Annotated in this window: 25 protein-coding genes; 13 read left to right on the top strand and 12 right to left on the bottom strand. The window is 64.3% G+C overall.

What is annotated here, in order from left to right; translation table 11 throughout:
* Positions 1-4: 4 nt before the first annotated feature.
* A complete protein-coding gene (locus AC0L20_RS08420; protein WP_456769816.1) occupies positions 5-1,336 on the bottom strand; it encodes a tyrosine-type recombinase/integrase in 1,332 nt (443 codons plus the stop codon).
* A 567-nt stretch (positions 1,337-1,903) separates the two neighbouring features.
* On the opposite strand from AC0L20_RS08420, the gene AC0L20_RS08415 reads away from it, so the two are divergent.
* Positions 1,904-2,176, top strand: a complete 273-nt coding sequence (locus AC0L20_RS08415) for an AbrB/MazE/SpoVT family DNA-binding domain-containing protein (protein WP_473288160.1) — start codon at positions 1,904-1,906, stop codon at positions 2,174-2,176.
* The gene (locus AC0L20_RS08410; RefSeq protein WP_473288159.1) at positions 2,163-2,552 is read left to right on the top strand and encodes a type II toxin-antitoxin system VapC family toxin; all 390 of its coding nucleotides are present in this window, start codon (positions 2,163-2,165) and stop codon (positions 2,550-2,552) included. Before AC0L20_RS08415 ends, AC0L20_RS08410 begins: the two co-directional genes overlap by 14 nt.
* Before the next feature lie 132 nt (positions 2,553-2,684).
* On the opposite strand, the gene AC0L20_RS08405 is transcribed toward AC0L20_RS08410, so the two are convergent.
* The 4 genes from AC0L20_RS08405 to AC0L20_RS08390 all read right to left on the bottom strand — a co-directional run bounded on the left by AC0L20_RS08405 (position 2,685) and on the right by AC0L20_RS08390 (position 4,961).
* On the bottom strand, positions 2,685-3,362 hold the full coding sequence (locus AC0L20_RS08405) for a hypothetical protein (protein ID WP_473288158.1): 678 nt from the start codon (positions 3,360-3,362) through the stop codon (positions 2,685-2,687).
* A 54-nt stretch (positions 3,363-3,416) separates the two neighbouring features.
* Entirely contained in the window at positions 3,417-3,899 is a 483-nt protein-coding gene (gene greA / locus AC0L20_RS08400) for a transcription elongation factor GreA (protein WP_027520196.1), read from the bottom strand.
* Positions 3,900-3,939: 40 nt separating this feature from the next.
* Complete coding sequence (locus AC0L20_RS08395) at positions 3,940-4,464, bottom strand: hypothetical protein (RefSeq protein WP_473288157.1); 525 nt, start codon at positions 4,462-4,464, stop codon at positions 3,940-3,942.
* Positions 4,465-4,622: 158 nt separating this feature from the next.
* The gene (locus AC0L20_RS08390) at positions 4,623-4,961 is read right to left on the bottom strand and encodes a hypothetical protein (RefSeq protein WP_247282441.1); all 339 of its coding nucleotides are present in this window, start codon (positions 4,959-4,961) and stop codon (positions 4,623-4,625) included.
* A 254-nt stretch (positions 4,962-5,215) separates the two neighbouring features.
* On the opposite strand from AC0L20_RS08390, the gene AC0L20_RS08385 reads away from it, so the two are divergent.
* The 4 genes from AC0L20_RS08385 to AC0L20_RS08370 all read left to right on the top strand — a co-directional run bounded on the left by AC0L20_RS08385 (position 5,216) and on the right by AC0L20_RS08370 (position 9,762).
* On the top strand, positions 5,216-5,449 hold the full coding sequence (locus AC0L20_RS08385; protein ID WP_007596464.1) for a DUF3551 domain-containing protein: 234 nt from the start codon (positions 5,216-5,218) through the stop codon (positions 5,447-5,449).
* Between the two features lie 325 nt (positions 5,450-5,774).
* On the top strand, positions 5,775-7,310 hold the full coding sequence (locus AC0L20_RS08380; protein WP_473288156.1) for a peroxidase family protein: 1,536 nt from the start codon (positions 5,775-5,777) through the stop codon (positions 7,308-7,310).
* A gap of 261 nt (positions 7,311-7,571) precedes the next feature.
* Positions 7,572-9,173 (top strand): hypothetical protein, encoded by a 1,602-nt coding sequence (locus tag AC0L20_RS08375; RefSeq protein WP_473288155.1) that lies wholly within the window; start codon positions 7,572-7,574, stop codon positions 9,171-9,173.
* Between the two features lie 22 nt (positions 9,174-9,195).
* The gene (locus AC0L20_RS08370; protein ID WP_473288154.1) at positions 9,196-9,762 is read left to right on the top strand and encodes a hypothetical protein; all 567 of its coding nucleotides are present in this window, start codon (positions 9,196-9,198) and stop codon (positions 9,760-9,762) included.
* A gap of 45 nt (positions 9,763-9,807) precedes the next feature.
* Here AC0L20_RS08370 and AC0L20_RS08365 read toward each other — a convergent pair whose 3' ends face one another.
* From AC0L20_RS08365 to AC0L20_RS08355, 3 genes are read right to left on the bottom strand one after another with little or no spacing between them, the layout of a single operon-like run.
* The gene (locus AC0L20_RS08365; RefSeq protein WP_473288153.1) at positions 9,808-10,326 is read right to left on the bottom strand and encodes a hypothetical protein; all 519 of its coding nucleotides are present in this window, start codon (positions 10,324-10,326) and stop codon (positions 9,808-9,810) included.
* 37 nt (positions 10,327-10,363) lie between these two features.
* Entirely contained in the window at positions 10,364-11,911 is a 1,548-nt protein-coding gene (locus AC0L20_RS08360) for an acetolactate synthase large subunit (RefSeq protein ID WP_473288152.1), read from the bottom strand.
* A gap of 47 nt (positions 11,912-11,958) precedes the next feature.
* Positions 11,959-12,084: a hypothetical protein gene (locus tag AC0L20_RS08355; RefSeq protein ID WP_473288151.1), complete on the bottom strand. Its 126-nt coding sequence runs from the start codon at positions 12,082-12,084 to the stop codon at positions 11,959-11,961.
* Positions 12,085-12,177: 93 nt separating this feature from the next.
* Here AC0L20_RS08355 and AC0L20_RS08350 point away from each other — a divergent pair, with 93 nt between their 5' ends.
* Positions 12,178-12,756: a L,D-transpeptidase gene (locus AC0L20_RS08350; protein WP_007596474.1), complete on the top strand. Its 579-nt coding sequence runs from the start codon at positions 12,178-12,180 to the stop codon at positions 12,754-12,756.
* A gap of 69 nt (positions 12,757-12,825) precedes the next feature.
* Positions 12,826-13,641 carry a DUF2927 domain-containing protein gene (locus AC0L20_RS08345; protein WP_473288150.1) on the top strand — a complete coding sequence of 272 codons (816 nt, stop codon included), beginning with the start codon at positions 12,826-12,828 and terminating at the stop codon, positions 13,639-13,641.
* Positions 13,642-13,711: 70 nt separating this feature from the next.
* On the opposite strand, the gene AC0L20_RS08340 is transcribed toward AC0L20_RS08345, so the two are convergent.
* Together AC0L20_RS08340 and AC0L20_RS08335 are read right to left on the bottom strand one after the other, a co-directional pair.
* Positions 13,712-14,518, bottom strand: a complete 807-nt coding sequence (locus AC0L20_RS08340) for a class I SAM-dependent methyltransferase (protein WP_473288149.1) — start codon at positions 14,516-14,518, stop codon at positions 13,712-13,714.
* A 97-nt stretch (positions 14,519-14,615) separates the two neighbouring features.
* Positions 14,616-15,743 carry a threonine synthase gene (locus AC0L20_RS08335; RefSeq protein WP_473288148.1) on the bottom strand — a complete coding sequence of 376 codons (1,128 nt, stop codon included), beginning with the start codon at positions 15,741-15,743 and terminating at the stop codon, positions 14,616-14,618.
* Between AC0L20_RS08335 and AC0L20_RS08330 the strand changes: the two genes are divergently transcribed.
* The 5 genes from AC0L20_RS08330 (at position 15,742) to AC0L20_RS08310 (ending at position 19,738) form a co-directional block, all read left to right on the top strand.
* Positions 15,742-16,134: a hypothetical protein gene (locus AC0L20_RS08330; RefSeq protein WP_473288147.1), complete on the top strand. Its 393-nt coding sequence runs from the start codon at positions 15,742-15,744 to the stop codon at positions 16,132-16,134. The two genes, AC0L20_RS08335 and AC0L20_RS08330, sit on opposite strands and share 2 nt — an antisense overlap.
* Positions 16,131-17,387, top strand: coding sequence for a GTP cyclohydrolase II (locus AC0L20_RS08325; RefSeq protein ID WP_007614497.1), 1,257 nt, complete (start codon positions 16,131-16,133; stop codon positions 17,385-17,387). Before AC0L20_RS08330 ends, AC0L20_RS08325 begins: the two co-directional genes overlap by 4 nt.
* A gap of 7 nt (positions 17,388-17,394) precedes the next feature.
* Complete coding sequence (locus tag AC0L20_RS08320) at positions 17,395-18,633, top strand: URC4/urg3 family protein (RefSeq protein WP_473288146.1); 1,239 nt, start codon at positions 17,395-17,397, stop codon at positions 18,631-18,633.
* A 186-nt stretch (positions 18,634-18,819) separates the two neighbouring features.
* A complete protein-coding gene (upp, locus tag AC0L20_RS08315) occupies positions 18,820-19,449 on the top strand; it encodes a uracil phosphoribosyltransferase (protein WP_027520210.1) in 630 nt (209 codons plus the stop codon).
* Between the two features lie 79 nt (positions 19,450-19,528).
* Positions 19,529-19,738: a hypothetical protein gene (locus AC0L20_RS08310; RefSeq protein ID WP_473288145.1), complete on the top strand. Its 210-nt coding sequence runs from the start codon at positions 19,529-19,531 to the stop codon at positions 19,736-19,738.
* Between the two features lie 16 nt (positions 19,739-19,754).
* On the opposite strand, the gene AC0L20_RS08305 is transcribed toward AC0L20_RS08310, so the two are convergent.
* Positions 19,755-20,246 (bottom strand): DUF305 domain-containing protein, encoded by a 492-nt coding sequence (locus AC0L20_RS08305; RefSeq protein ID WP_473288144.1) that lies wholly within the window; start codon positions 20,244-20,246, stop codon positions 19,755-19,757.
* A 102-nt stretch (positions 20,247-20,348) separates the two neighbouring features.
* A complete protein-coding gene (locus AC0L20_RS08300; RefSeq protein WP_473288143.1) occupies positions 20,349-21,455 on the bottom strand; it encodes a M48 family metallopeptidase in 1,107 nt (368 codons plus the stop codon).
* Position 21,456: the final 1 nt, after the last annotated feature.

Below are 21,456 nucleotides of genomic sequence, written 5' to 3'. Positions count from 1 at the left end.
ACCACTAGGACGCCTCAGCCGCATAATGCTCACGGAGCCGGCCGAGGAGCTCGGCCTTGATCGGGTCAAGCGGATTCGTCCGTTGTAGGCGCACGATTTTGCCGACCCGTTTCGCGCCGACCAACTCTGCAATGTAATCGTGGGCCGCTTCGAATGCCATCTTGCGGATGATCCACTGTTCGTCGTGATTGTAGACCTGATCGATTCCGCTGGGCTTTTGCCCAACACACAGTCGCTGGATTTCGTTGTCGTAGCCACAGCGTGACATGATGGTGCGCAAGCTGCGCCTTAAGTCATGCATGGTGAACTTGGCGACGCCTGCTTCCTTGACCAGGCGGTTGACCATCTTGGTGAAGCCGGACATCTGGCCGCCAGTCTTTGGTGACGGGAAGACATAGTCGGAGGTTGCCCGCTGGAAATTTTTCGCGGCCGTGAGCACCTCGTCAACTAGGTGAGTGCGCGGCACATCGTGGTGCAGCCCCATCTTGGTCCACGCCGCATCGAAGGTGATGCGGTCGTCAATGATGTGCTTTCGCCACTCGATCATGGTAGGCTCGCTGCGGCGCGGGCCACCGAGCAGGCACATGCGTGCCAGGAGACCGAAAGCGCCGAGCTTGCCGGATGCATCCCAGACCTTGATGATTTCCTCATCGGTCAGCGCGCGGCCCTTCGTTCGGCGTCCGACCCTTTGAGCGCGGGTCTCCTTGGGCGCGCGATAGCCGGCGAGCACGTTGTGCTCGACGTAACCTTCGCCGACGCACCATTCGAGGAAGGTATGCACGTGCTTGCGCAAGTCCTTGGCTGCGCCGCGCTTGCCGGTCCTTGCAATCTTGTCGACCGCAGCCATGATCTGCCGTCGCGTCAGGTCCCTCACGCCGCTCTCGGCGTGATCCTTGAGCCCGCGCCGCAGCGCCGACACTGCTGGCTTCCAGTTCACGACTTGACGTTCGGTCAAGGACGTCTGGTAGGGACCATCTTCAACAATGAGCGTCGCGAGCGTGGTGCGTTGCTTTTCGGCTGCCTGTTGCCGCCTCGCCTCGCGCTTCGCATCGTTCGGGTCCAAGCCCTTGACGACCTCGCCTGCGGCGATGGTGGCGGCCTTGCGCGCGGCCTTCTCATTATATTTGGGCCACGCGCCGAGGGTCTTGCGCTGGGTCCCCCTCACCCCCGGCTTGGTGAAAAGGTAGACCCAGGTCCGGCCGCCGGTGGCGCGCATGCGCAAAGCGAGGCCGGGCAGCTTGTCGTCGTGGAGATAATGCTGCGCCTTCCCCGGCGGCAGCGTCGCGTTGCGGATCACCGCGTCGGTGAGTGTCAGCTGGTTGGCCGGCTCCGTCATGAATCCTTCCCTCTCTCTGTGCCCGGTGTGCCCCGCAAGAACGACGGTCAGTCCTCGAAGAGAACCGGGTCTCAGACCTCCCCCCATTTTGTGCCCCAAGGGAAAACCCACGGCGGGCACAATGGGGGCATACAAAATGTAGTAAGGTCACCTATGGGCTCTTATGGTCGCATAAGGTAGCAACCTACTTTAATTAAAGGATTTTTTACATCTCAACTATGGCCGGATTTGGTTGGCTCGGGCCTACGGATTGCGGTTCACACGGGAGAGGTCCAAGGTTCGATCCCTTGTGCGCCCACCATCCATCTTCCTGAACCCTGCTGATTGCGGACCCATCGTCGACGCTTGGCGGCGTGTCGGGACCCGCCTCAATCAAAAATGTCGAAAACAACCCCATGCACAGTAGCCGACCCCAGTCGGATCAATGGGTTACGCCTTTCCCGAATGTCTTGATTCGTCGGGTACCACCGGCGTGATGGGACCAGCCGCGGCGATCGAAAGCTGCCTCGCCCTTGCTTGAAGTCGCGGGCCAACTTATCTTACCTTGGTCTTACCAGGGGGGACCTCATGGCTTCCGACAAGCTGACAACGACCGTCTCGACCAAGGGCCAGGTCGTCCTGCCGAAAGCAATCCGTGATGAGCGCCGCTGGCGTGCGGGCACGCAGCTCACGATCGAGAGCACGCCGGACGGAGTGCTTCTCAAGCCGGCCTCGCTGTTCCCGCCCGCCAAGACGGCGGATGTCTTCGGCTCGCTACCCTATCGGGGCAAGCCAAAGAGCGTGGAAGAGATGGAGGCGGGTATCGCCGCAGAGGCGCGACGACGTCATGCTCGCGATTGATACCAATCTCGTTGTTCGCTACCTCACGGGCGATCATCCTCAGCAATCGAAGAAAGCCAAGGCCGTCATCGACGGAGAGGAAGTCTTCGTCAGCACGACGGTGATGCTGGAAACCGAATGGGTCCTGCGCAGCGCCTATGGTTTTGACGCCACCCGCGTGTGCAAGGCGCTTCGGGGTTTCGGTGGGCTTGCAAACGTCGCGTTCGAGGATCCCGGACTGGTCGCGTTTGCTCTGGATCGAATGGACGACGGCATGGATTTTGCCGATGCGCTCCACTTGGGACGAGCTGCTTCCTGTGATGCCTTCCTGACCTTTGATCAGCGATTCGTCAGATCAGCAAAAGCGATCGGCTTGGCGAAGGTCCGTTTGCCGTAACCGCGCCTGCGCTGCGCGAGACGTCACCGCGCGATGCGCGCCGACCGGATACGCCTTTTCCGAATCAGCTTGCGCCGTCGGGCAAAACACCGGCATGATGGCATCGTCGCGGGGCTGAAGTCTGATGGCGGGTCAAGCAGCCCGCGCCGGCCGCCAGGCTGCGTACAGACCGACCAGGGTCCCGATGGCGACCAGTGCTGCGGCCAGCAGCAGCTGCAATTCTCCGTCGTCGGTGGTGCCTACGGACGACACAAGTCTGGTCACGACGACGAACAGAATGCCCACGGAGGCTGCTGCGCCCACGCCGAGATAGGCGAGCTCGCGCGTCAGGTTACGGCCGAGAAGTCCGAGTGCCGTGAAATACATCGCGCAGGCGTTGGGATGAACGAACAGGGCAATGCGCGCGTAAGGACCGTAGGCGTCGAGGAGGGACTCACAGCGGTTCAGGGCCGCCTTTGAGGCAACCCGCTGCAACAGCGGTCTGAAAAAACGAGCCTGTCCGTAACTCAGAACGGCGCCCACGATGATGGCCAGCCACGCCACGATGAAAACGGAAACATCCGCGGGCTTCGGATTGAGCGCCACGGACATCAGGATAAGAGCGGTTCCGGGAAAATAGCCAAAATACGGGAAGACCGCCTCCAGCAACACGCAGACGAATATGAAGACCGGAAACCACGCCGAACCGGTCGCATCATGGACGATGGCGTTCAGGTCGAAGAGGTTTGTCCTGTAAAGGACGAGATACATGCCCATGGCCAACCCGGCCAGCGCGTAGAACGGCAACGCTCCCGACAGAAACCGCCTCATCCAGCTAGCGCGCTTTGTTGCGCGGACACAGCGGAAACCATCGATAAACGCCCCCTACCCAATCGACAAAATCTCGATCTCCTGCGCACCCGATCCCACGACATCCCCGACCGCCTTCCCCATCAACGACTTTGCCACCGGCGCCACGAACGAGATCGAGCCGGCCTTGGGGTCGGCTTCGTCCTCGCCGACGATGCGATAGGTTTGCACGCGGCCATCGGCGCGGCTGAAGGTCACCGTGCTGCCGAAGGCGACGATATCGGTCGAGGCCGGGGCGGGAATGACCTGCGCCGTGCGCAACCGTTCGGTGAGATAGCGGGCGTCACGCAAGGGCACCGCCGATTGCCGACGCTTTTCGTTGACATCCTCGATGGCCTGCGCGGCTTCATAGGCCTCGCGCGCGTCCTGAAGCTGCCTTTGCAACGCCTGCAAGCCTGCTTCCGTCACGAGGTTCGGATGTGGCGAGATCGGCCGATCCGGCAACAGCGTCTCAGCGGCGGTTTCCGCGCTCTCTTCTTTGGTAAAGGCAACGCTCAAGTCGAAAATCCTGTCGAACTGTTCGGGCTCACGGCCACGATCATATCTCAAGTACGACGAAACGGCGCAGCTTGAAGACGATGTCCGGCATGGCCTGGCGGAACCGGGTGGCATCGCGGAACGTGGTCGAGAACGGTGCGAAGGTGATCATCGCGTTCCAGTGCCTGTAACCGTAGACCGTCACGGAGGCGCCGGTCGCCGGAAAATTCTCAAGCTTGCGCAGCTCGCCCAGGACGAGATCGGCGATCGCTTCAGCAGGCAGCAACTGCTTGCCATCAGGCGTCGTGGCGATCTTCGCCGGCGGCTCGATCGGCTTCGCGGGGGCCAGCGTCGCATCGGGCGCGTTCTCGGAGTTTCTTTCGGGCTTGTTCTCTGGATTGTTCTCCGGCTTGGCCGGCGGCGTATCGGGGGCGGGCTCGACCAGCTCAAATCCGTTCATCGGCGCTATCGGCGGCGGAACCTCGATGAGCGGCGGCGGCGCAACGCTTTCTGCGGCGCGCTTGTTACCTCCCAGGATGCTGCTGATCATGGCCACAAGGCCAGCATCCCTCACGTCGTCACTCATAACTCCCCCCAGGCTTCGGCCTACTCTAGCACCGCTCGCGCGGACCGCCACCGGGGATGTATGGCCGGATTTCGCCCGGCCAAGGTCCTATTTCAAGACGGTCACGCGATGGCACCGGCGGCGCGACGCCCGATCACGCCGCGCCGCCGTGCGATCCGTCACTGCTTATCGAACGGAACGTATTGCTGGTACTGCTTGGGCACCGAGCTGCGGTAGCGCGCGGGCACCGTGCCGCTGTCGACCGAGTGATCGATCTCCTGCTGCCGCGTCATCTTCTTCTTCGCCGGCTTCTTCGACGCACTCTTCTTGGAGTCGGTCGGCTGGCTGGAAGCGTCGTTGGTTGCGCCCGGCGCGGTCGTCGTCGCTGCCGGCGCGGCGGTTGTCGCAGCAGGCGCCGCGGTTCCGGCGGCGGCCGGTGCGCCCTGCGCCAGCGCGAGCGGTGTCTGCATGAGAAGCGCCAGCGCTGCTGTCGCAGCCAGCAAGTATGATTTCTGCATTAGAACCTCCAAAATTCCTGATCCGAATAAGGCAAGCGTAGTTCTCCGGGATCGACGCGTGCAAGTCCGCTCACGATAGGCCGGAACCCCGTCGTGAACTGTGGCCGAGATCACATTGCCGGCGGCAGGCTGCGTCATGATGTGCCTTGTCGCGAACGCAAGGCATTCCTGCGACACCAATACAGGCATGACTGCGCAACAGACGAGCCAGGCTCGTTGACATTCCTACCCACTCGCTCTCGAAGGAGACTGACATGCGTCGCACCATCCTCACTCTCGCATCGCTCGCGGCCCTGCTCGCCGTAGCATCCCCGGCCGCCCAGGCACATCCTGCGAACGATCGATATTGCATCCAGGGCCGCTCATGGGGTTACCCCGGCAATTGCCAGTTCGCCAGCTACCAGCAGTGCCTCGCTACCGCGTCCGGCACGTCGTCCTATTGTGGCATCAACCCGCGCTACGCGTTCTCGCAGCAGCGCGACTACTGACGAATTGGCGGCGTGCGCGCATGACGCGCGCGCCGCCACAATTTTTACGTGAAGACGATCCGTTTCGCCGAAGATCCGGCGAATTGAATCCGTGCGAAGCCGCATCCGTCCGTCGATGACGAGAAAGTTATCCGTCGTCGCCACGGAGAAATTCACGATGCGCAGCCGTGGCTTGCGGGCAAGCCGCACCTTCCGAAAAATTTCGATGCCGGGCAATTGTGATCCATCTCGCTCGTGGCAGGCGCGATCGCGCCTAGGCTGCAAACCCCAGCGCGAGAAACTTGAGCCCGAACTGTTTCATTCGACTTTTCAGGAAGGTGTTTCAATGAGCAGCCGTCACGCAATTGTTCCGCGCGGTCTGAACGCAACGCGTTCGCCGCTTTCGCAAGGCCGCTTCGGCCGCATGTTCCGCAAGCTCGCACCGGCCAAATTCGGCCCGAACGATTCCGACACGATCGCAAACCTGTCGGCGCTCGCCGACAAGATGGTCGCCGGCTTCGATGGGCCGAAGGACGGGCCGGACGCGGAAGAGAGCGGCATTCCCTCGCTCTACACTTACTTCGGCCAGTTCATCGACCACGATATCACCTTCGATCCGGTCAGTTCGCTGACCAAGCAGCAGGACCCCGACGGTCTCGTCGACTTCCGCACGCCGTCGCTCGACATGGACAATCTCTACGGCCGCGGTCCGAACGACCAGCCCTACATGTATGACGGCATCAAGTTCCGGCTCGGCGAGAAGGTCACGGGCGCGGGCGTGCCCGATGCGGTCGACCTGCCGCGCTTCAAGGGCCGCGCGCTGATCGGCGATCCCCGCAACGACGAGAACAGCATCGTCTCGCAGTTCCAGGGCCTGATGCTGCGCTTTCACAACCGCATGGTCGACGACAATGACAGCCTGTCATTCGAAGACGTGCAGCAGCGCGTTCGATTCCACTATCAATACGTGGTGCTGAACGACTTCCTGCCGCGCATCGTCAACGCCAGCGTGCTGGACGAGCTGAAGACCGCAGGTCACTACGACCGCAGCAAGCTCGCTTACTACCATTGGAAGACCTATCCGTTCATGCCGGTCGAGTTCTCGGTCGCGGCCTACCGGCTCGGACACTCCATGATCCGCCCCGGCTATCGGTTGAACGACGCGCCCAACATGCTGCTGCAGATCTTCCCCGATCCCAACAATCCCGACCACAACGCACTGACCGGCTTCCGTGCCATGGGACCGGGACGCGCCATGGACTGGGGCCGCTTCATCGATCTCGACACACGACCCTATGGCGTCGAGGACGACGACACCAATCCCGACAACAAGAGGCGGCTGCAGTTCGCCTATCGCATCGATTCCTCGCTGGTGGACCCGCTGCGCAAGCTGCCGCCGGAAGTCGCCTCTAATCCGGCGTCGCTGGCGCTGCGCAATCTCGAGCGCAGCTGGCGGCTCGGACTGCCTTCGGGCCAGGCCGTTGCCAGGGCGATGAACCTGACGCCGCTGAGCGACGACGAGATCATCATCGGCAAGGCCGTCGACGAGCCCGGCGCGGGCGATCCGCAAGTCAAGATCGCGAGCATCGCGAACGGCGTGTTCGCCGGCAACTGCCCACTCTGGGCCTACATCCTGGCCGAGGCGCGGCAAAACATGACTGACATGCCAATCTCCGCCACCGGTGGGCCCGCCACGGTCAAGACACCGCAGCTCGGGCCGGTCGGCGGTCGCATCGTCGCCGAGGTCTTCCTCGGCATGATGTTCGGAGATAATTCCTCCGTGCTGTCGCTCGACCCGCAATGGACGCCGGTGACCGGCTCCGGCTTCGCGCTGAAGGACCTCGTCGCCTACGCGCTCGGCCAGGGCGATCCGCTGCATTGAGCGGGTGACGGACAATGGTGCAAGGCCGCTCGTCGTGCGAGCGGCCTTGTGGCCCACTCGCCTCGACGCGCTGGCGGATGGATCCTGGCAGGCGTGCTTCCCTAACGCAAATCTGTCCGCTTCCTGTTGACTCGCATCTCGAATGGAGAAATCCTTTAGCAACAATTGCCATTGCCAATCTCAGCGGTACGAACTTCGGCGCCCTCGGTTTTGTCGGCGCCATCTGACCAGATTTATTCTGAACAGAAAACGGAGGGGCCGATGCGCGCGCTCGCCTTGAGAACCATTTCTCTTCTCGCCCTCGCTACCCTAGGCTCGATTTCCGGCACGCCTACCGCACGCGCGGAGGACGGGGCCGATGAGCAATTTGGCAAGGTGCACTTCCAGACGTCCTGCAACGAGGTGGCGCAGCGCCGCTTTGATCGCGGGATGCGTTATCAGCACTCGTTCTGGTACCGGCCCGCAAAGGAAATTTTCGAGGAGACGCTGCAGGCCGATCCGGAATGCGCGATCGCCTATTGGGGCATTGCCCTGAGCCTGCTGTACAATCCGCATTTTCCCGCGCCGAAGGAAAACCTCACCGCAGGCCTCGTCGCGCTGCAGAAGGCCAAGGCACTCGGCGCCAAGAACGAACGCGAACGCGACTATATCGACGCGCTGCTGGCCTTCTATACGGGCGACGAAAAGACGACGTTTGGCCAGCGCGCGCAGGCCTATCTCAAGGCAACCGAAGCCGTCGCCGCGCGCTATCCCGATGATGACGAGGCGCAGATCGCCTACGCCATCACGCTGAATGTCACGGCGTCACCAAACGACAAGACCTATGCCAACCAGCTCAAGGGCGCTGCTATCCTGGAGCCGATCTTCAAGCGCCAGCCGCGGCATCCCGGCGTCGCGCATTACCTGATCCATCTCTACGACTATCCGGCAATCGCAGAGCAGGGACTCGACGCTGCCAAGCGCTATTCCGAGATCGCGCCGGCGGCACCGCACGCCTTGCATATGCCGTCGCACATCTTCACGCGCGTCGGCTACTGGAACGAATCCATTGACGCCAATGGCCGTTCCGCCAAGGCTGCCAAGGAGGGCAAGGACCCAAGCGAGCAGCTGCATGCCGACGACTATATGGTCTACGCGCTGCTCCAGCTTGCGCAGGACAGCCGAGCCAGCGAGGTCATCGCGGACATGATTGCGACCACTGGCTATGCGCCGGCTGTCCGCGCCGGTCCCTACGCGATCGCGGCCAGCCAAGCGCGCTATATGGTCGAGCGCGGCGATTGGCAGGGTGCTGCGGCGCTGAAGGTTGAGCCGAGCCGGTTTGCCTACGTCGACGCCATCACCTATTTCGCCCGCGCCCTTGGCGCCGCGCGCTCCGGCAATGCGGACGCGGCAACGGCGGACATCGTCAAGCTGGCGGAGTTGCGGGACAAGCTGCAGCAGGACAAGGACGCTTATTGGACCGAAATCGTGGACATTCAGCGGCAGGTCGCCACAGCCTGGCAGCTCAACGCTCAGGGAAAACAGGCGGATGCGCTGGAAGCGATGCGCCTTGCCGCCGATGCCGAAGACAAGACCGAAAAATCCATCGTGACGCCGGGTCCGCTTGCCCCCGCACGCGAGCTTTACGGGACCATGCTGCTCGAACGCGGCATGGCGACGGAGGCATTGGTCGCGTTCGAAAGCACGATGCGCAAGGAGCCGAACCGCTTTGGCGCGACGATCGGCGCCGCTCATGCGGCCGAGAAAGCGGGGGATACTGTGAAGGCCCGCCAGTACTACGCCAAAGTCGTCGAAACGGCGAGAAACGGCGACTCATCGCGGGAGGACCTCGCGGCCGCACGAAAGTTGATGGCTCAGAATTAGCAAAGGTGCCGCGGCAACTTCCATGCGCCCGATAAGCAAATTCGTTGCAATCAGCGCAGCCAGTGCGCTGCTCTGCGCAGCCGCAGCGCTCTGGATATTGCGATCCGGCGAACCGGCACCCGCAACAGCGGCTTCCGGCGAGGTCCGCCCGGTGTGGACGGAAATCGACTGGCCTTTCGGCGCGGATCCCTGGGGGAAAGGAAAGGCATTTCGCTGCAACGCCGAAGATTGCGGCGGCGAGGTCCAGCTCTACGTTCGCCCCAAGCTCGGCTTTTGCAATTGCGCCACCGGCGTTGCCGACGACGGCGACCTCGAACAGATGGGTGACCTGGCGCTGATTGGGAAGGCAACGCCGATGGCTGACGGCCGAGCGATCGTCGTCGGTCCAATGCGCGGCCGCAGCCGGGCATATCGCGTTGAGGGAAACCCGAAGGCCGCGCTCTCACTCGCCTTCAATCAGCGCTGCGACATGGTGGCCGCGACGGCCTTGCTCGCACCGGGCGCGACCGCGTCACTGGAACCGGCGGTGCTGTCATTCCTTAATAGCGACCGCATGCTGAAATGGGCCGAGATCGCCCTTGGGTTATGACTCAACGCAACAGCTGAATTAAAGGCGGCAATCTCGGCACGCGCCTTACCGCGCAGCCCCGAGGCTGATCTCCGCGAGCCGCGTCGCGAACCAGCGCGACAGTGGCTGATCGAGGACGCCGCTGACATAGACTTCCGAGATCGTCACATGGTCCTTGTCCAGCACCAGCAGCACGCCGATCCAAAAGGCGAACCAGACATGCGCATCGGTCAGCGCCATCAGCTTGTGCTGGTCGTGGTCGAGCGCGGTGTGATTGCTCGCCTTGCGGATCTCCACGGTGAGCAAATTGTTCGGGATCTCGCGCTGATGCACGACGACGTCAGGATAGATCGACTTGCCCAGATGATCGTCGGTCGAGATGATGGTGCCGTGCGGCAGATGCAGCGTGCGTTCGCCGAGCCGGTCGTAGTTGCAATCGACCGACCAGCCGGAGAATTGCTTCTCCAGATGCACGGCGAAGCGGTGCGTGATGGCACGCTCGCCGATGTCCTTCGCGAACAGGAAGGCTTCGTGGGCGTAGAAGTCCCGGAGCGCCGCAATCACCTTGTTCAGCTCGGTCTGCATTTTGCCCCCCGGCCCTCGGCGCTCCTGAAGCGGTGCCCTACATCTGGACTTCGATCAGCCGCGGCCCGGGCTCGGCGACGGCCTCCGCCAGCGCCTTGTTGAACTCGTCCGCGTTGGTGACGGCGCGGCCGGGGACGCCCATGCCCTTGGCCAGCGCCACGAAATCCAGCGTCGGCCGGTCGAGGCGAAGCATGTCGTTGGCGCGCTGGCCGGGCTCGCCGGCGCCGACATTGTCGAACTCGCCGCGCAGGATCTGGTAGATGCGATTGGCGAACACGATGGTGACGATGTTGAGGTTTTCGCGCGCCTGCGTCCACAGCGACTGGATCGTGTACATCGCGCTGCCATCGCCGACCATGCAGATCACCTTGCGGTCCGGGCAGGCGATCGCAGCACCAATCGAGAGCGGCGTCGAGAAGCCGATCGAGCCGCCCATGTTCTGGAGCCAGTCATGCGGAGCAGCCGCCGCGGTCGGCGGGAAGAAGGCGCGGCCGGTGGTGAGGGATTCGTCGACCAGGATCGCATTCTCGGGGATGGCATAGGCGATCGACTGCGCGATCGAGGCGTGGGTCAGTGCGCCGGTCGGCTTGAGCAGCTCGGCCGCGGCCTGCGGCTTGACGTCGTTCGCGCTGGCCTTCACCGCGCCGGCGAGCGCTTCAAGTGCAGCGACCGAATTCTCGCCCCAAGAGGTCATGCGATGCACATCGCAGCCCTCGGGCTTGAGGATGCTCGGCTTGTTCGGATAGGCGAAGAACGCCACGGGATCGTCGGACTCGACCAGCACGATATGGCGGAACCTCGCCAGCATCTGCAGCGCGTTGTCGATCACGTAATGGATGCGATCGATCGAGAAGCGGCCGCGGCCGCGCGCCATCCTGGGACGGAAGGTCGGGCCCATCACGGTGCAGCCGGTCTTGGCGGCGATACGCTCGGCCAGCGCCAGGCCCTGCTCGCTCAGCGCACTGCCGGTCATCAGCAGCAGCGTGCCCTCGCCGTCGCCATGCAGGATCTTTGCGGCCTGCTCGACGGCCTGCGGCGAATAGCTCGCGCGCTGCTGCTCGGCCGGAACCTCGGCAATGCCGTCCGCTTCGTTCCAGGCGGTGTCGGCGGGCAGGATCAGGGTCGCGATCTGCGGCGGCGCGCTCCTGGCGGCGGCGATCGCCGCGGCACCGTCGGCGGCGACCGATTTGGAGTCCGGCGAGGTCCGGACCCAGGACGACATCGGCCGGGCCAGGCCCTCGATGTCGGAGGTCAGCGGCGCGTTGTAGCCGATGTGGTAGACGGCGTGCTGGCCGACGATGTTGACGATGCCGGAATTCGCCTTCTTGGCGTTGTGCAGATTGGCAAGGCCGTTGGCGAGGCCGGGACCGAGATGCAGCAGCGTCGAGGCCGGCGTGCCCTTCATGCGGAAATAGCCGTCGGCGGCGCCTGTCACCACGCCTTCGAACAGGCCGAGCACGCAACGCATGCCGGGCACGCGGTCGAGCGCTGCGACAAAATGCATCTCGGAGGTGCCGGGGTTGGAGAAGCAGACGTCGACCCCGCCCTTGACCATCGTCCGCACCAGACTTTCCGCACCGTTCATCCGTCAGCTCCCGCAACCGGCAATGTTCCAACAATCCGTCCGATCAATCATTGTTCGCTCGTCTCGTCAAAGCAATAGCCGGCATCGCCGCCCTGCGATGCGCCGCGATGCGCCGGTTTGGCTAACGCTTTTCGCCAAATTGGCGCGGTTGCCGATTTGGTAACTTCCTTCATTAAGGATGCCTCCCTCACGGTGCCGTGGCTTGCGGAAAGCTCGCAAATATGGCCTGTGACTTCAGTTGAATCGATTTTTTGCTGGGGGAAACTATGATCCGGTATTTTGCCGCGCCGATTGCCGCCATCGCACTGCTGTCGGCTACCGCCGGCGGCGCCTTCGCCGAGGAATTCGACTCCCGCGACATCATGGGCGGCGGCCCGAATTTCTTCCGCGGCGGCTCGAGCCCGGTCCCCCGCACCACCGTCATGTATAACGGCAATTACGCCCCCGGCACCATCGTGGTGAACACCTCGGAGCGGCGGCTCTATCTGGTGCTTCAGAACGGCCAGGCCCTGCGCTACGGCATCGGTGTCGGCCGCGACGGCTTCCGCTGGGGCGGCGTGCACAGGATCACCGCCAAGAAGGAATGGCCGGACTGGACGCCGCCGTCGCAGATGCTGGCGCGCCGGCCGGACCTGCCGCGTCACATGAAGGGCGGCGTCGAAAATCCGCTCGGCGCGCGCGCGATGTATCTGGGCTCGACGCTCTACCGCATCCACGGCTCCAACGAGCCGGAGACGATCGGCCAAGCGGTGTCCTCGGGCTGCTTCCGCATGACCAACGACGATGTCACCGACCTCTACGGCCGCGTCGGCGTCGGCACCACCGTGGTCGTGCTGAACAATTAGCAGGAACCCACGGGCGCGTGGATATGCGGTCTTGTGCGTCGGTTCCGAATACGGCAGCGTCGCCTGGCAATGAGCGCATTGGCCCCGCCTTCGTCCGGCTTTCGCATCGCCCTGCTGGCGCTCGCCACCGTCGCGTTCGTCCCTGACACCGCTACCATCGCCGTCGCGGGCGAATTGCCTGCAATCGCCTCGCGCCAGCGCGCCGAGAAGAAGAGTTTTACCGACGGCGAGATCGTCGATGGCTTTCTGAAGACGGCGTTCGGCGCCGAATACCATCTTGCCGGCCGCGTCGACCGCATCCGCAAGTTCGACGGCCCGGTGCGCGTCTTCGCCGAGAGCGACCGCGCCGACCGCAAGGCGCAGCTCGCGAAGGTCGTGGCCGACATCGGCAAGCGCGTGCAGCATCTCGACATCGCCATGATCGACTCCAGCGAAGCGGCGAATGTGCGGGTGAAGCTCGTGCGCGACCGCGATCTGTTCCGCACCATCTCGAGCTTCTACGGTGCGGAGAAGGCCCGCGAGATCCGCACCTCGCTCGATCCGCAATGCCTGTCAGGCTTTCGCAAGAACGACAATTTCGAGATCGAGCATTCCGACGTCATCCTCACCGTCGACAACGGGGATTTCACCTTCCTCGACTGCGCCTATGAGGAGCTGCTGCAATCGCTCGGCCCGATCAACGACACCGCGAGCGTGCCCTGGACCATGTTCAACGACAACGTCTCGATGGGCTATTTCGACGTCTACGACCAGTACATCCTCAACCTGCTTTACGATCCCCGCATCAAGGCCGGCATGACCGTGGCTGAGGTCAAGGCGGCCCTGCCCGACGTGCTCACCGATGTGCGCGTTTGGGTGAGGCGCGTGAACGATCTGAAGGAATGAGGCTTTTCCTTCTCCCCTTGCGGGAGAAGGAAAAAGGCACCAGCGGTCCTGGCTACTTATCGCAGCCTGCTCACGCCTTCCTCGCCTTCGTCATCAAGAATTGCTGGCGCATCACGTTGTTGCTTCCGTCGTAGTATTCGGAAATCAGCGCCTCGAACTCGTTGCGAAAACTCCGCAGCCTATCCGGCTCGTCCTTGTACTGGGCAATGAGCTTGATCAAAGGCCCGATCGTCGTTTCCATGGTGCGGCGGAAATGCTGCGGGCTGAGTGCGGAGGGCGTCATGATGTCCATGTCGAAGGCGATGTCCTTCACTTTCCCTGCGAGACGTTCGGACACGATCTTCGGATCGCCCCACGACACCGGTGATGCCACGCCCTCGGGCGGCGGCAGATGGCGGCCGATCAGCGCGAACATCCGTCCGACATAGAGATGCGGCGGCCAGGTGGAGAAGGCGATGGTGCCGCCGGGCTTGAGCACGCGCAGCATCTCGCCGATGGCGACCTCGGGACGCGGCGCGAACATGTGGCCGAACTGGCTGAGCACCACGTCGAACTCGTTGTCGCCATAGGGCAGGCTTTCGGCGTCGCCTTCGGCGAAGTCGACATCGAGGTTCGCCAGCTGCGCGTGCTCACGGGCGCGCTCGATCAGGACTGGCGACAGGTCGAGGCCCCGGACCTTCGCACCGCGGCGCGCCGCCGTGATCGCGGCAACGCCGGTGCCGCATCCGACGTCGAGCAGCCTTTGACCGGTTGCGACTCCGGCGAAGCTGACGAGCTTGGCGGCCGAGGGTGTCGTGAACACTTCCATCGGCGTGAACAGCGACCAGGCTTCCTTCTGGACGGCCTTGAAACCAGCAAACGGGTCTTGCGCGGTCATGGAACTCTCCCTTCGCTCGATGTCGGCCTTCATGAGGCTGACGACGGATGCCAAAGGTTCAACGCGGTCCCATGGCGGCTTCGCCTCCTTGGCGCTCCTATTGCACGAGATCGGCGACGATGGTCGCAGCCTTGAGGCCGGTGCCGGTGAGGACCGCGACGGTGGTCTCGTTCGCCTTGATGGCACCGGTGGCGGATAGTTTGTCCAGCGCGGCGGCGGCACTGGCGCTGGTCGGCTCGGCGAACAGGCCCTGCCGCGCAAGACGCCGCAGCGCGGCGACGATCTCGTCCTCGGTGAGCGCGACGGTGCCGCCGCCGCTCTCGCGCAACGCGGCGATGATCTCGCGCAGGCGCAGCGGATGCTTGATCGCGGTGCCTTCGGCGACGGTCTTGTTGACCTCGCGGGCGACAGGCGTGTCGACGCCCGCCTGAAAACTTGCATCGATCGGCGAGCAATTGAGCGGCTGCGCCGCAAACAGGCGCGGCAGCCTGGTGATCTGGCCGGCTTTCAACAGCTCACGGAAACCAAAGGCGCAACCCAAAAGGCTGCTGCCGGCACCGACGGGGACGATGACGTTGTCGGGGGCGCGGAAGCCGAGATCTTCCCAGATCTCATAGGCGAGCGACTTGGTGCCTTCGAGAAAGAACGGCTGCCAATTGTGGCTGGCATAGAAGGTCTGGCTCGACTGCCGGATCGCCTCGGCCTCCGATTCCTCGCGCGGGCCCTCGACGAGCTGCACCGCAGCGCCATAGGCGCGGACCTGCGCGATCTTGGCCGGTGACGTCGATGCCGGCGCGAGGATCTTCACGCGCATGCCGCCGGCGGCACCTAACCCCGCCATCGACGAGCCGCCATTGCCGGACGAGTCCTCCAGAATGGCGTCGACGCCGATCTGCCGCAGGAAGGACAGCATTACGGCGGAGCCCCGGTCCTTGAAGCTGCCGGTCGGGTTGAACCATTCGAGCTTGAAGAACGGGCGCAGCTCGCCCCAGGCCTGCTGCACCAGCGGCGTGCAGCCTTCGCCGAGCGTGATCGGAGTCTTGATCTCGACCGGCAGCGCCGCCCGGTAGCGCCAGAGCGATCGCGCCCGGCCGTCGATGTCCTCGCGCGACATCCCGGCCCCCGGCGTCACCAGCAGCGGCGTGCGCTCGTCCGAGCACCAGCGCGGCTGGCCCAGCGGATAGAGCTTACCATTGCGGGGGTCGATGTAGGCGGCGGCAGGCATGGCGGTCTCCAAGGAAGACGATGTGGCAAAGGCGATCTGTAGGTTGGGTTTGATGACACGTTTTGTCCGGAAACTCGACGCCCGGCGCGGAAGCCGTGCGGCGCCTCTTGAAAACGTGAAAACCATAATTAGTTCATTAGCTTACTTCGATGGCGGTGAGGTCCGCCAGTGCGGTGGCGTGGCACTCGGGCAAGCGCTGCCGGATCGCGGGATGACGGGAATTTGGCCGCGAGCCGCCCTGCCCGGCGCAGCACGATTAACTTGTCTGTCGCGACTGCCCGCTACAATATGTTGGATTGAGCTCGCGCCGCCGGTGTTCCGCATCGGCAGCGCGACGAGCCAAGGCCCGTCCGAGCGGCGGGCCGTTGGCTTTTTAGGAGTTTGGTCATGAGCCGCGCGAACCGTACCGACCACATCCGCCTCACCTCCCATCCGGAGCCGGGCAGGACAGCCGCGTTCCCGATCCACTGGGGCGCCGCCGACGCACGCGCCCGCGGGCCGATCATCGGCACGGTGTCGCGCGCGGGGGATCGCAACGTGATCGGCAGCCATGGCGGCTCCTATGCGATGTACCGTGCGCTCGCGGTGTCCGCCGGCGCGCTCGATCCGATTCGTAGGCCCGATCTCACCAACACGTTTCCCGCGGCGACCATCGGGCCGTTCCCGCAATGGAGCGATCCCGCCAAGATCGTCGCGCTCGATCCCTGGGGGCATCTCGTCGCCGAAAATTTCGGCAAGGACATCGCTGAGGGCATCGACATCAGGCCGAGCATCGCGGTGACGCGGGCGCGGCTGGACCTGCCGGAGATCCGCGAGGCGCTCGCCGCCAAGCGCCTGCGCGCCGACGGCGACGTCGTGCATGCCAATGGCAGCGTGTCGGTGGTGAAGATCGCGATCGATCCGGTCTGGTATCTGCCCGGCCTTGCCGAACGCTTTGCGACCAACGAGACCGAGCTACGGCGCACGCTGTTCGAGCAGACCGCCGGCATGTTCCCCGAGCTGGTGACCCGGCCGGACATGAAAGTGTTTCTGCCGCCGATCGGGGGCACCACGGTGTACATGTTCGGCGATGTGACAAAACTGCCGGACCATCGCACCAAGATCACCTGCCGCGTGCATGACGAGTGCAACGGCTCCGACGTGTTCGGCTCCGACATCTGCACCTGCCGTCCCTATCTCATCCACGGCATCGAGGAATCCGCGCGTGGCGCCCAGGAGGGCGGGCTCGGGCTCGTGATCTACAACCGCAAGGAAGGCCGCGCGCTCGGCGAGGTCACGAAATTCCTGGTCTACAACGCGCGCAAGCGCCAGGAGGACGGCGACGCCGCCGCCGCCTATTTCGAGCGCACCGAATGCGTCGCCGGCGTCCAGGACGCGCGCTTCCAGCAATTGATGCCCGACACCATCCACTGGCTGGGGCTGAAGCGCATCGACCGCTTCCTCTCGATGAGCGACATGAAGCATGACGCGTTGACCTCGCAGGGCATCGACATCGTCGAGCGCGTGCCGATCCCGCCCGAGCTCATTCCCGCCGACGCCTATGTCGAGATCGCCGCGAAGAAGGCCGCCGGCTATTACTCCACCGACATCGCGCCCGAGAAGGACGTCGACGGCGTGGTCGGGCGTTCGCTGGAAAAATACTGATCGATTGATGGCAGACGCTTTGGAATTGCAGGCCCGTTCGCTGCTCAGCGCAGCAGCGGTTCGCGCGCGTGCCGGCGAGATGTTCGAGATCGGCCTGAACGGCGGGCTGACGCATTTCACCATCGATCTCGATCGCATGGATGGCGTTGCCGACGCCGTTCTCGCCGTGACGCGCGAGGCCTATCCGACGCTGGAGATTCCGTTCCATGCGCGATGGCGCCATTTCGTGCTTGGCGGCGTCGACCGCTGGGCGCGGCTTGCGGATTCGGCGTCATGGCCCGATCGCGCGGCACGGGCACGCGCGGAGTTCGACCTCGCCATCGTCAGCGTGCTGCTCGATGCCGGCGCGGGCGCGGCGTGGCGATATCGCGATGCCGCGACGGGACAGAGCATCGGCCGATCCGAAGGACTCGCGATTGCAAGTCTCGACATGTTCGCGAGCGGTCTTTTCTCCCGCGATGCCCGCGCGCCCTTCAGGGCCGATGCGGACATCCTTGCTAAACTGCCCCTCGCCTCCCTCACCTCCGCCTTTCAGGTGAGCGATGCCAATCCGCTGCTCGGGCTCGAGGGGCGGACCGATCTGCTGCGGCGTCTGGGCAGGCTGGTGGCTGAGCGTGGGGACGTGTTCGGCGCGCACGACACGCCGCGGCCGGGCGGGCTGTTCGATCACATCGCGGCACAGGCCAAGGACGGCGCGATTCCGGCACCCGCGATTCTGTCGGCGGTGCTGAACCAGCTCGGACCGATCTGGCCGTCGCGACTGGAGCTTGCCGGGATTCCGCTCGGCGATTGCTGGCGCCATCCGGCGATCAAGGCCAGCGATGCGACCTCGGGCCTCGTGCCCCTGCACAAGCTGTCGCAATGGCTGAGCTATTCGCTGATCGAGCCGCTCCAGCGCGCCGGATTTGACGTCACCGACATCGACGGCCTGACCGGGCTTGCCGAATATCGCAATGGCGGCCTGTTCGTCGATCACGAGGTGCTGCGCCTGCGCGACGCCGCCGACGCCGAGCGTGCGCATGCGGTGGATTCGCTGCTCGTCGTCGAATGGCGCGCGCTGACCGTGGCGCTGCTGGACCGGCTTGCCGAACTGGTCCGCGCCAAACTCGGCCGCACTCCTGAGACATTGCCGCTCGCCAGCATTCTGGAAGGCGGCACCTGGGCCGCGGGCCGCGCCATCGCCTTCGCGCGCCGCCCCGATGGTTCGCCGCCGCTCCAGGTGATCAGCGACGGCACGGTTTTCTAAACCCTCTCCCCCTGTGGGAGAGGGTGGCTCGCCGCGACAGCGGCGAGACGGGTGAGGGGTTGCTTCCGCGAGAGCATCTCTCACAGGAGTTCGCGGAGACGACCCCTCATCCGGCGCGCGTTGCGCGCCACCTTCTCCCACAAGGGGAGAAGGAAGAAGCGCCGCCTCGTCGGTCAGGAGCATCACATGCAAGGCGTCACGATCGTCGATCATCCGCTGGTGCAGCACAAGCTGACCCTGGTGCGGGACAAATCGATCTCGACCAAATCGTTTCGGGAGCTGATCAAGGAGATCGGCATGCTGCTGTGCTACGAGGTGACGCGCGACCTGCCGCTCGCCGATACCGTCATCGAAACGCCGCTGGCGACGATGCATTCGGCCAAGATCGCGGGCAAGAAGCTGGTATTCGTACCGATGCTGCGGGCCGGCACCACCTTCGTCGACGGCATGATGGATTTGGTGCCGACCGCGCGCGTCGCGCATATCGGGCTCTATCGCGAGCCGCACAGCTTTGCGGCGGTCGAGTACTTCTTCAAATCCCCATCCGATCTCGGCGAACGCCTGGCGATCGTGGTGACGCCGGTGGTTGCGACCGCCAACACGGCTGTGGCCGCAATCGACCGGCTGAAGGAGCGCGGCGCCAAGGACATCCGCCTCGCCTGCCTGATCGCCGCCCCCGAAGGACTCGAACGGCTGCGCGGCCTGCATCCGGACGTCCCGATCTGGACGGCCGCCGTGGACGAAGGTCTCGACGAGAACGGCTTTATCCTGCCGGGCCTCGGCGACGCCGGCGACCGCGCCTACGGGACGCGATAAGCGTCGGCCTGCAAACCGCGTCACGTTAGGAACAGCTTCGCCCGCGCAAGGTTTTTCCTGCTCTACGATGGAGAGCACGATGACCTATCAGGATGACCGCAGGGCAGACAGAGCACGCCGCAACAGCCCGGTGGGCTGGGCGATCGGCGCGATCTTCGTGATCGCCGTGGTCGCGGCCGTCTTCTTCTACAATGGACGCGACGTCGGTCCCCAGACGACCACCACCAGCCCGAACAACACGCCGAGCGTCACCACGGGCTCAACCAATCCGGCCGCCCCGGCAAAGTGATACGAGGGCCGATCCGTCAGGTCGGCGGCCGCGGCGGCAGATCCTTCGCATCCGCGGGCGCGGGCTTCTCCTTGAGGTCGGCGATCAACCGTTCCATCTCGCCGATCTCCCGCACCTGGGCTTCGATGATGTCGTCGGCCAGCTTGCGAACGCGGGGATCCCCGATGTGCGCGCGCTCGCTGGTGAGCACCGCGATGGAATGATGCGGGATCATCGCCTGCATATAGGCAACGTCGGTCACGGTCTGCTGGCTACGAACGAGCCAGAGCGAAACCGCAAACACGACGGCGCTGGCCGCCAGAATGGCGATGTTCGCCGTACGGTTCCTGTACATGCCCCACATGAAAGCGAGCATCACGGCGGCCATGACGGCGCCCATCAGCAACGCCATCCACGTCCGGGTCTGGCTGTACCAGACGTGATCCAGAGCGAAGGTGTTGAGATACATCAGGCCGAACATGATCACGGTGGAAGCCGCGATCATCGTGACGAAACGACCGTAAGCCATCAGGAACATTCCCGCTGTCTATCGGGGGATAACCACTCCCCGACGGATCGTTCCTCGCCGATGGATGATTTGGCGCGGGGCCAACGCGTCGGCGGCAAGAGTTCAGATCTTGCCGCTGCCGCAGATCCCCTTCAGTGACCGCCACTCTGCATCCGTCAGCAGCGGCGGGCCGCTGGCGGGACGATCCTCCTTCGTCATGCGCGCGAGGCGGTCCTCGGTCAGCGGATGGCTCGCCAGGATCGACGTGAGACCGCCGCCTTCCTTGCCGGTGATGCGGAACATCAATTCGGCTGCGGGCTTAGGGGAACGGCCGAGCTTGTGCATGATCTCGATGGCAAACGTATCCGCGGCGGTCTCGGCTTCGCGCGAATAGGAGGCTTCGACCACGCTGCGCGAGGCGAAGATCACGGCGCTCGAGCCGGTGACATCGCCGAACAACAGGCCGATCAGGAACGAGGTGCCGCCGTTATAGATCAACCCGCGCATGTTGTCGTAATGCTTGAGATGACCGAGCTCGTGGGCGAGGATGCCGGCGAGCTCGTCGGGGTTTTCGGCTTTGTCGAGCAGGCCCTTCAACACGAACACCTTGCCGCCCGGCAGCGCGAACGCGTTCGGCACCGGGGTCGGCAGCACGCCCGCGGTCATGGAATCGTCGTCGAGGCCGGCGGCATCGCGTAGCCGGTTGACCAGTTTGACGAAGGCTGCCTTCCCCGCCGCATCCTCGCACGCATTGCGGCCGAAGATGGTCTTCACCTGAACCTCCGACGCATCGCCGATGCGCCGCTCGATCGGTTTCGGCACCAGCGGCGCGAGGCGGTCGGCCGCGAGCGGCACGCCGAACAGCACGACGCAAACGATGGAGACGGCGGCAGCCATCGACCAGCCGACGATCTTTGCGACGCCACGGCGCGAGGTCTGGTGGTCGTCGAGCCGCATGCAGCGCGCGGTCAGGTCTGAGGCGAGCAGAGCGTCGCGGATTTCCAGCCGGGCCAGCGGCGGCGCGGAAGCGCAGGCGAGCCGCAAAATGCCAGGCGGGCTGTCGGCGCGGCGGATGTCGGCATAGGCCCAGCGAACGGGCGCCCCCTCTTCGAGGATCTCGAGCGCGTCACTGAGCGTCAGCGTCACCTGCCGCCTGCGGCTCGACACGCCGTCGAAGAAGATGGTCGGCTTTGCGGATTGCGCCGGGGCCTCGGCGAATACGTCACTCACA

The sequence above is a fragment of the Bradyrhizobium sp. Kon58 genome (assembly GCF_055807455.1).
This window is presented reverse-complemented; position numbering and strand designations above follow the sequence as displayed.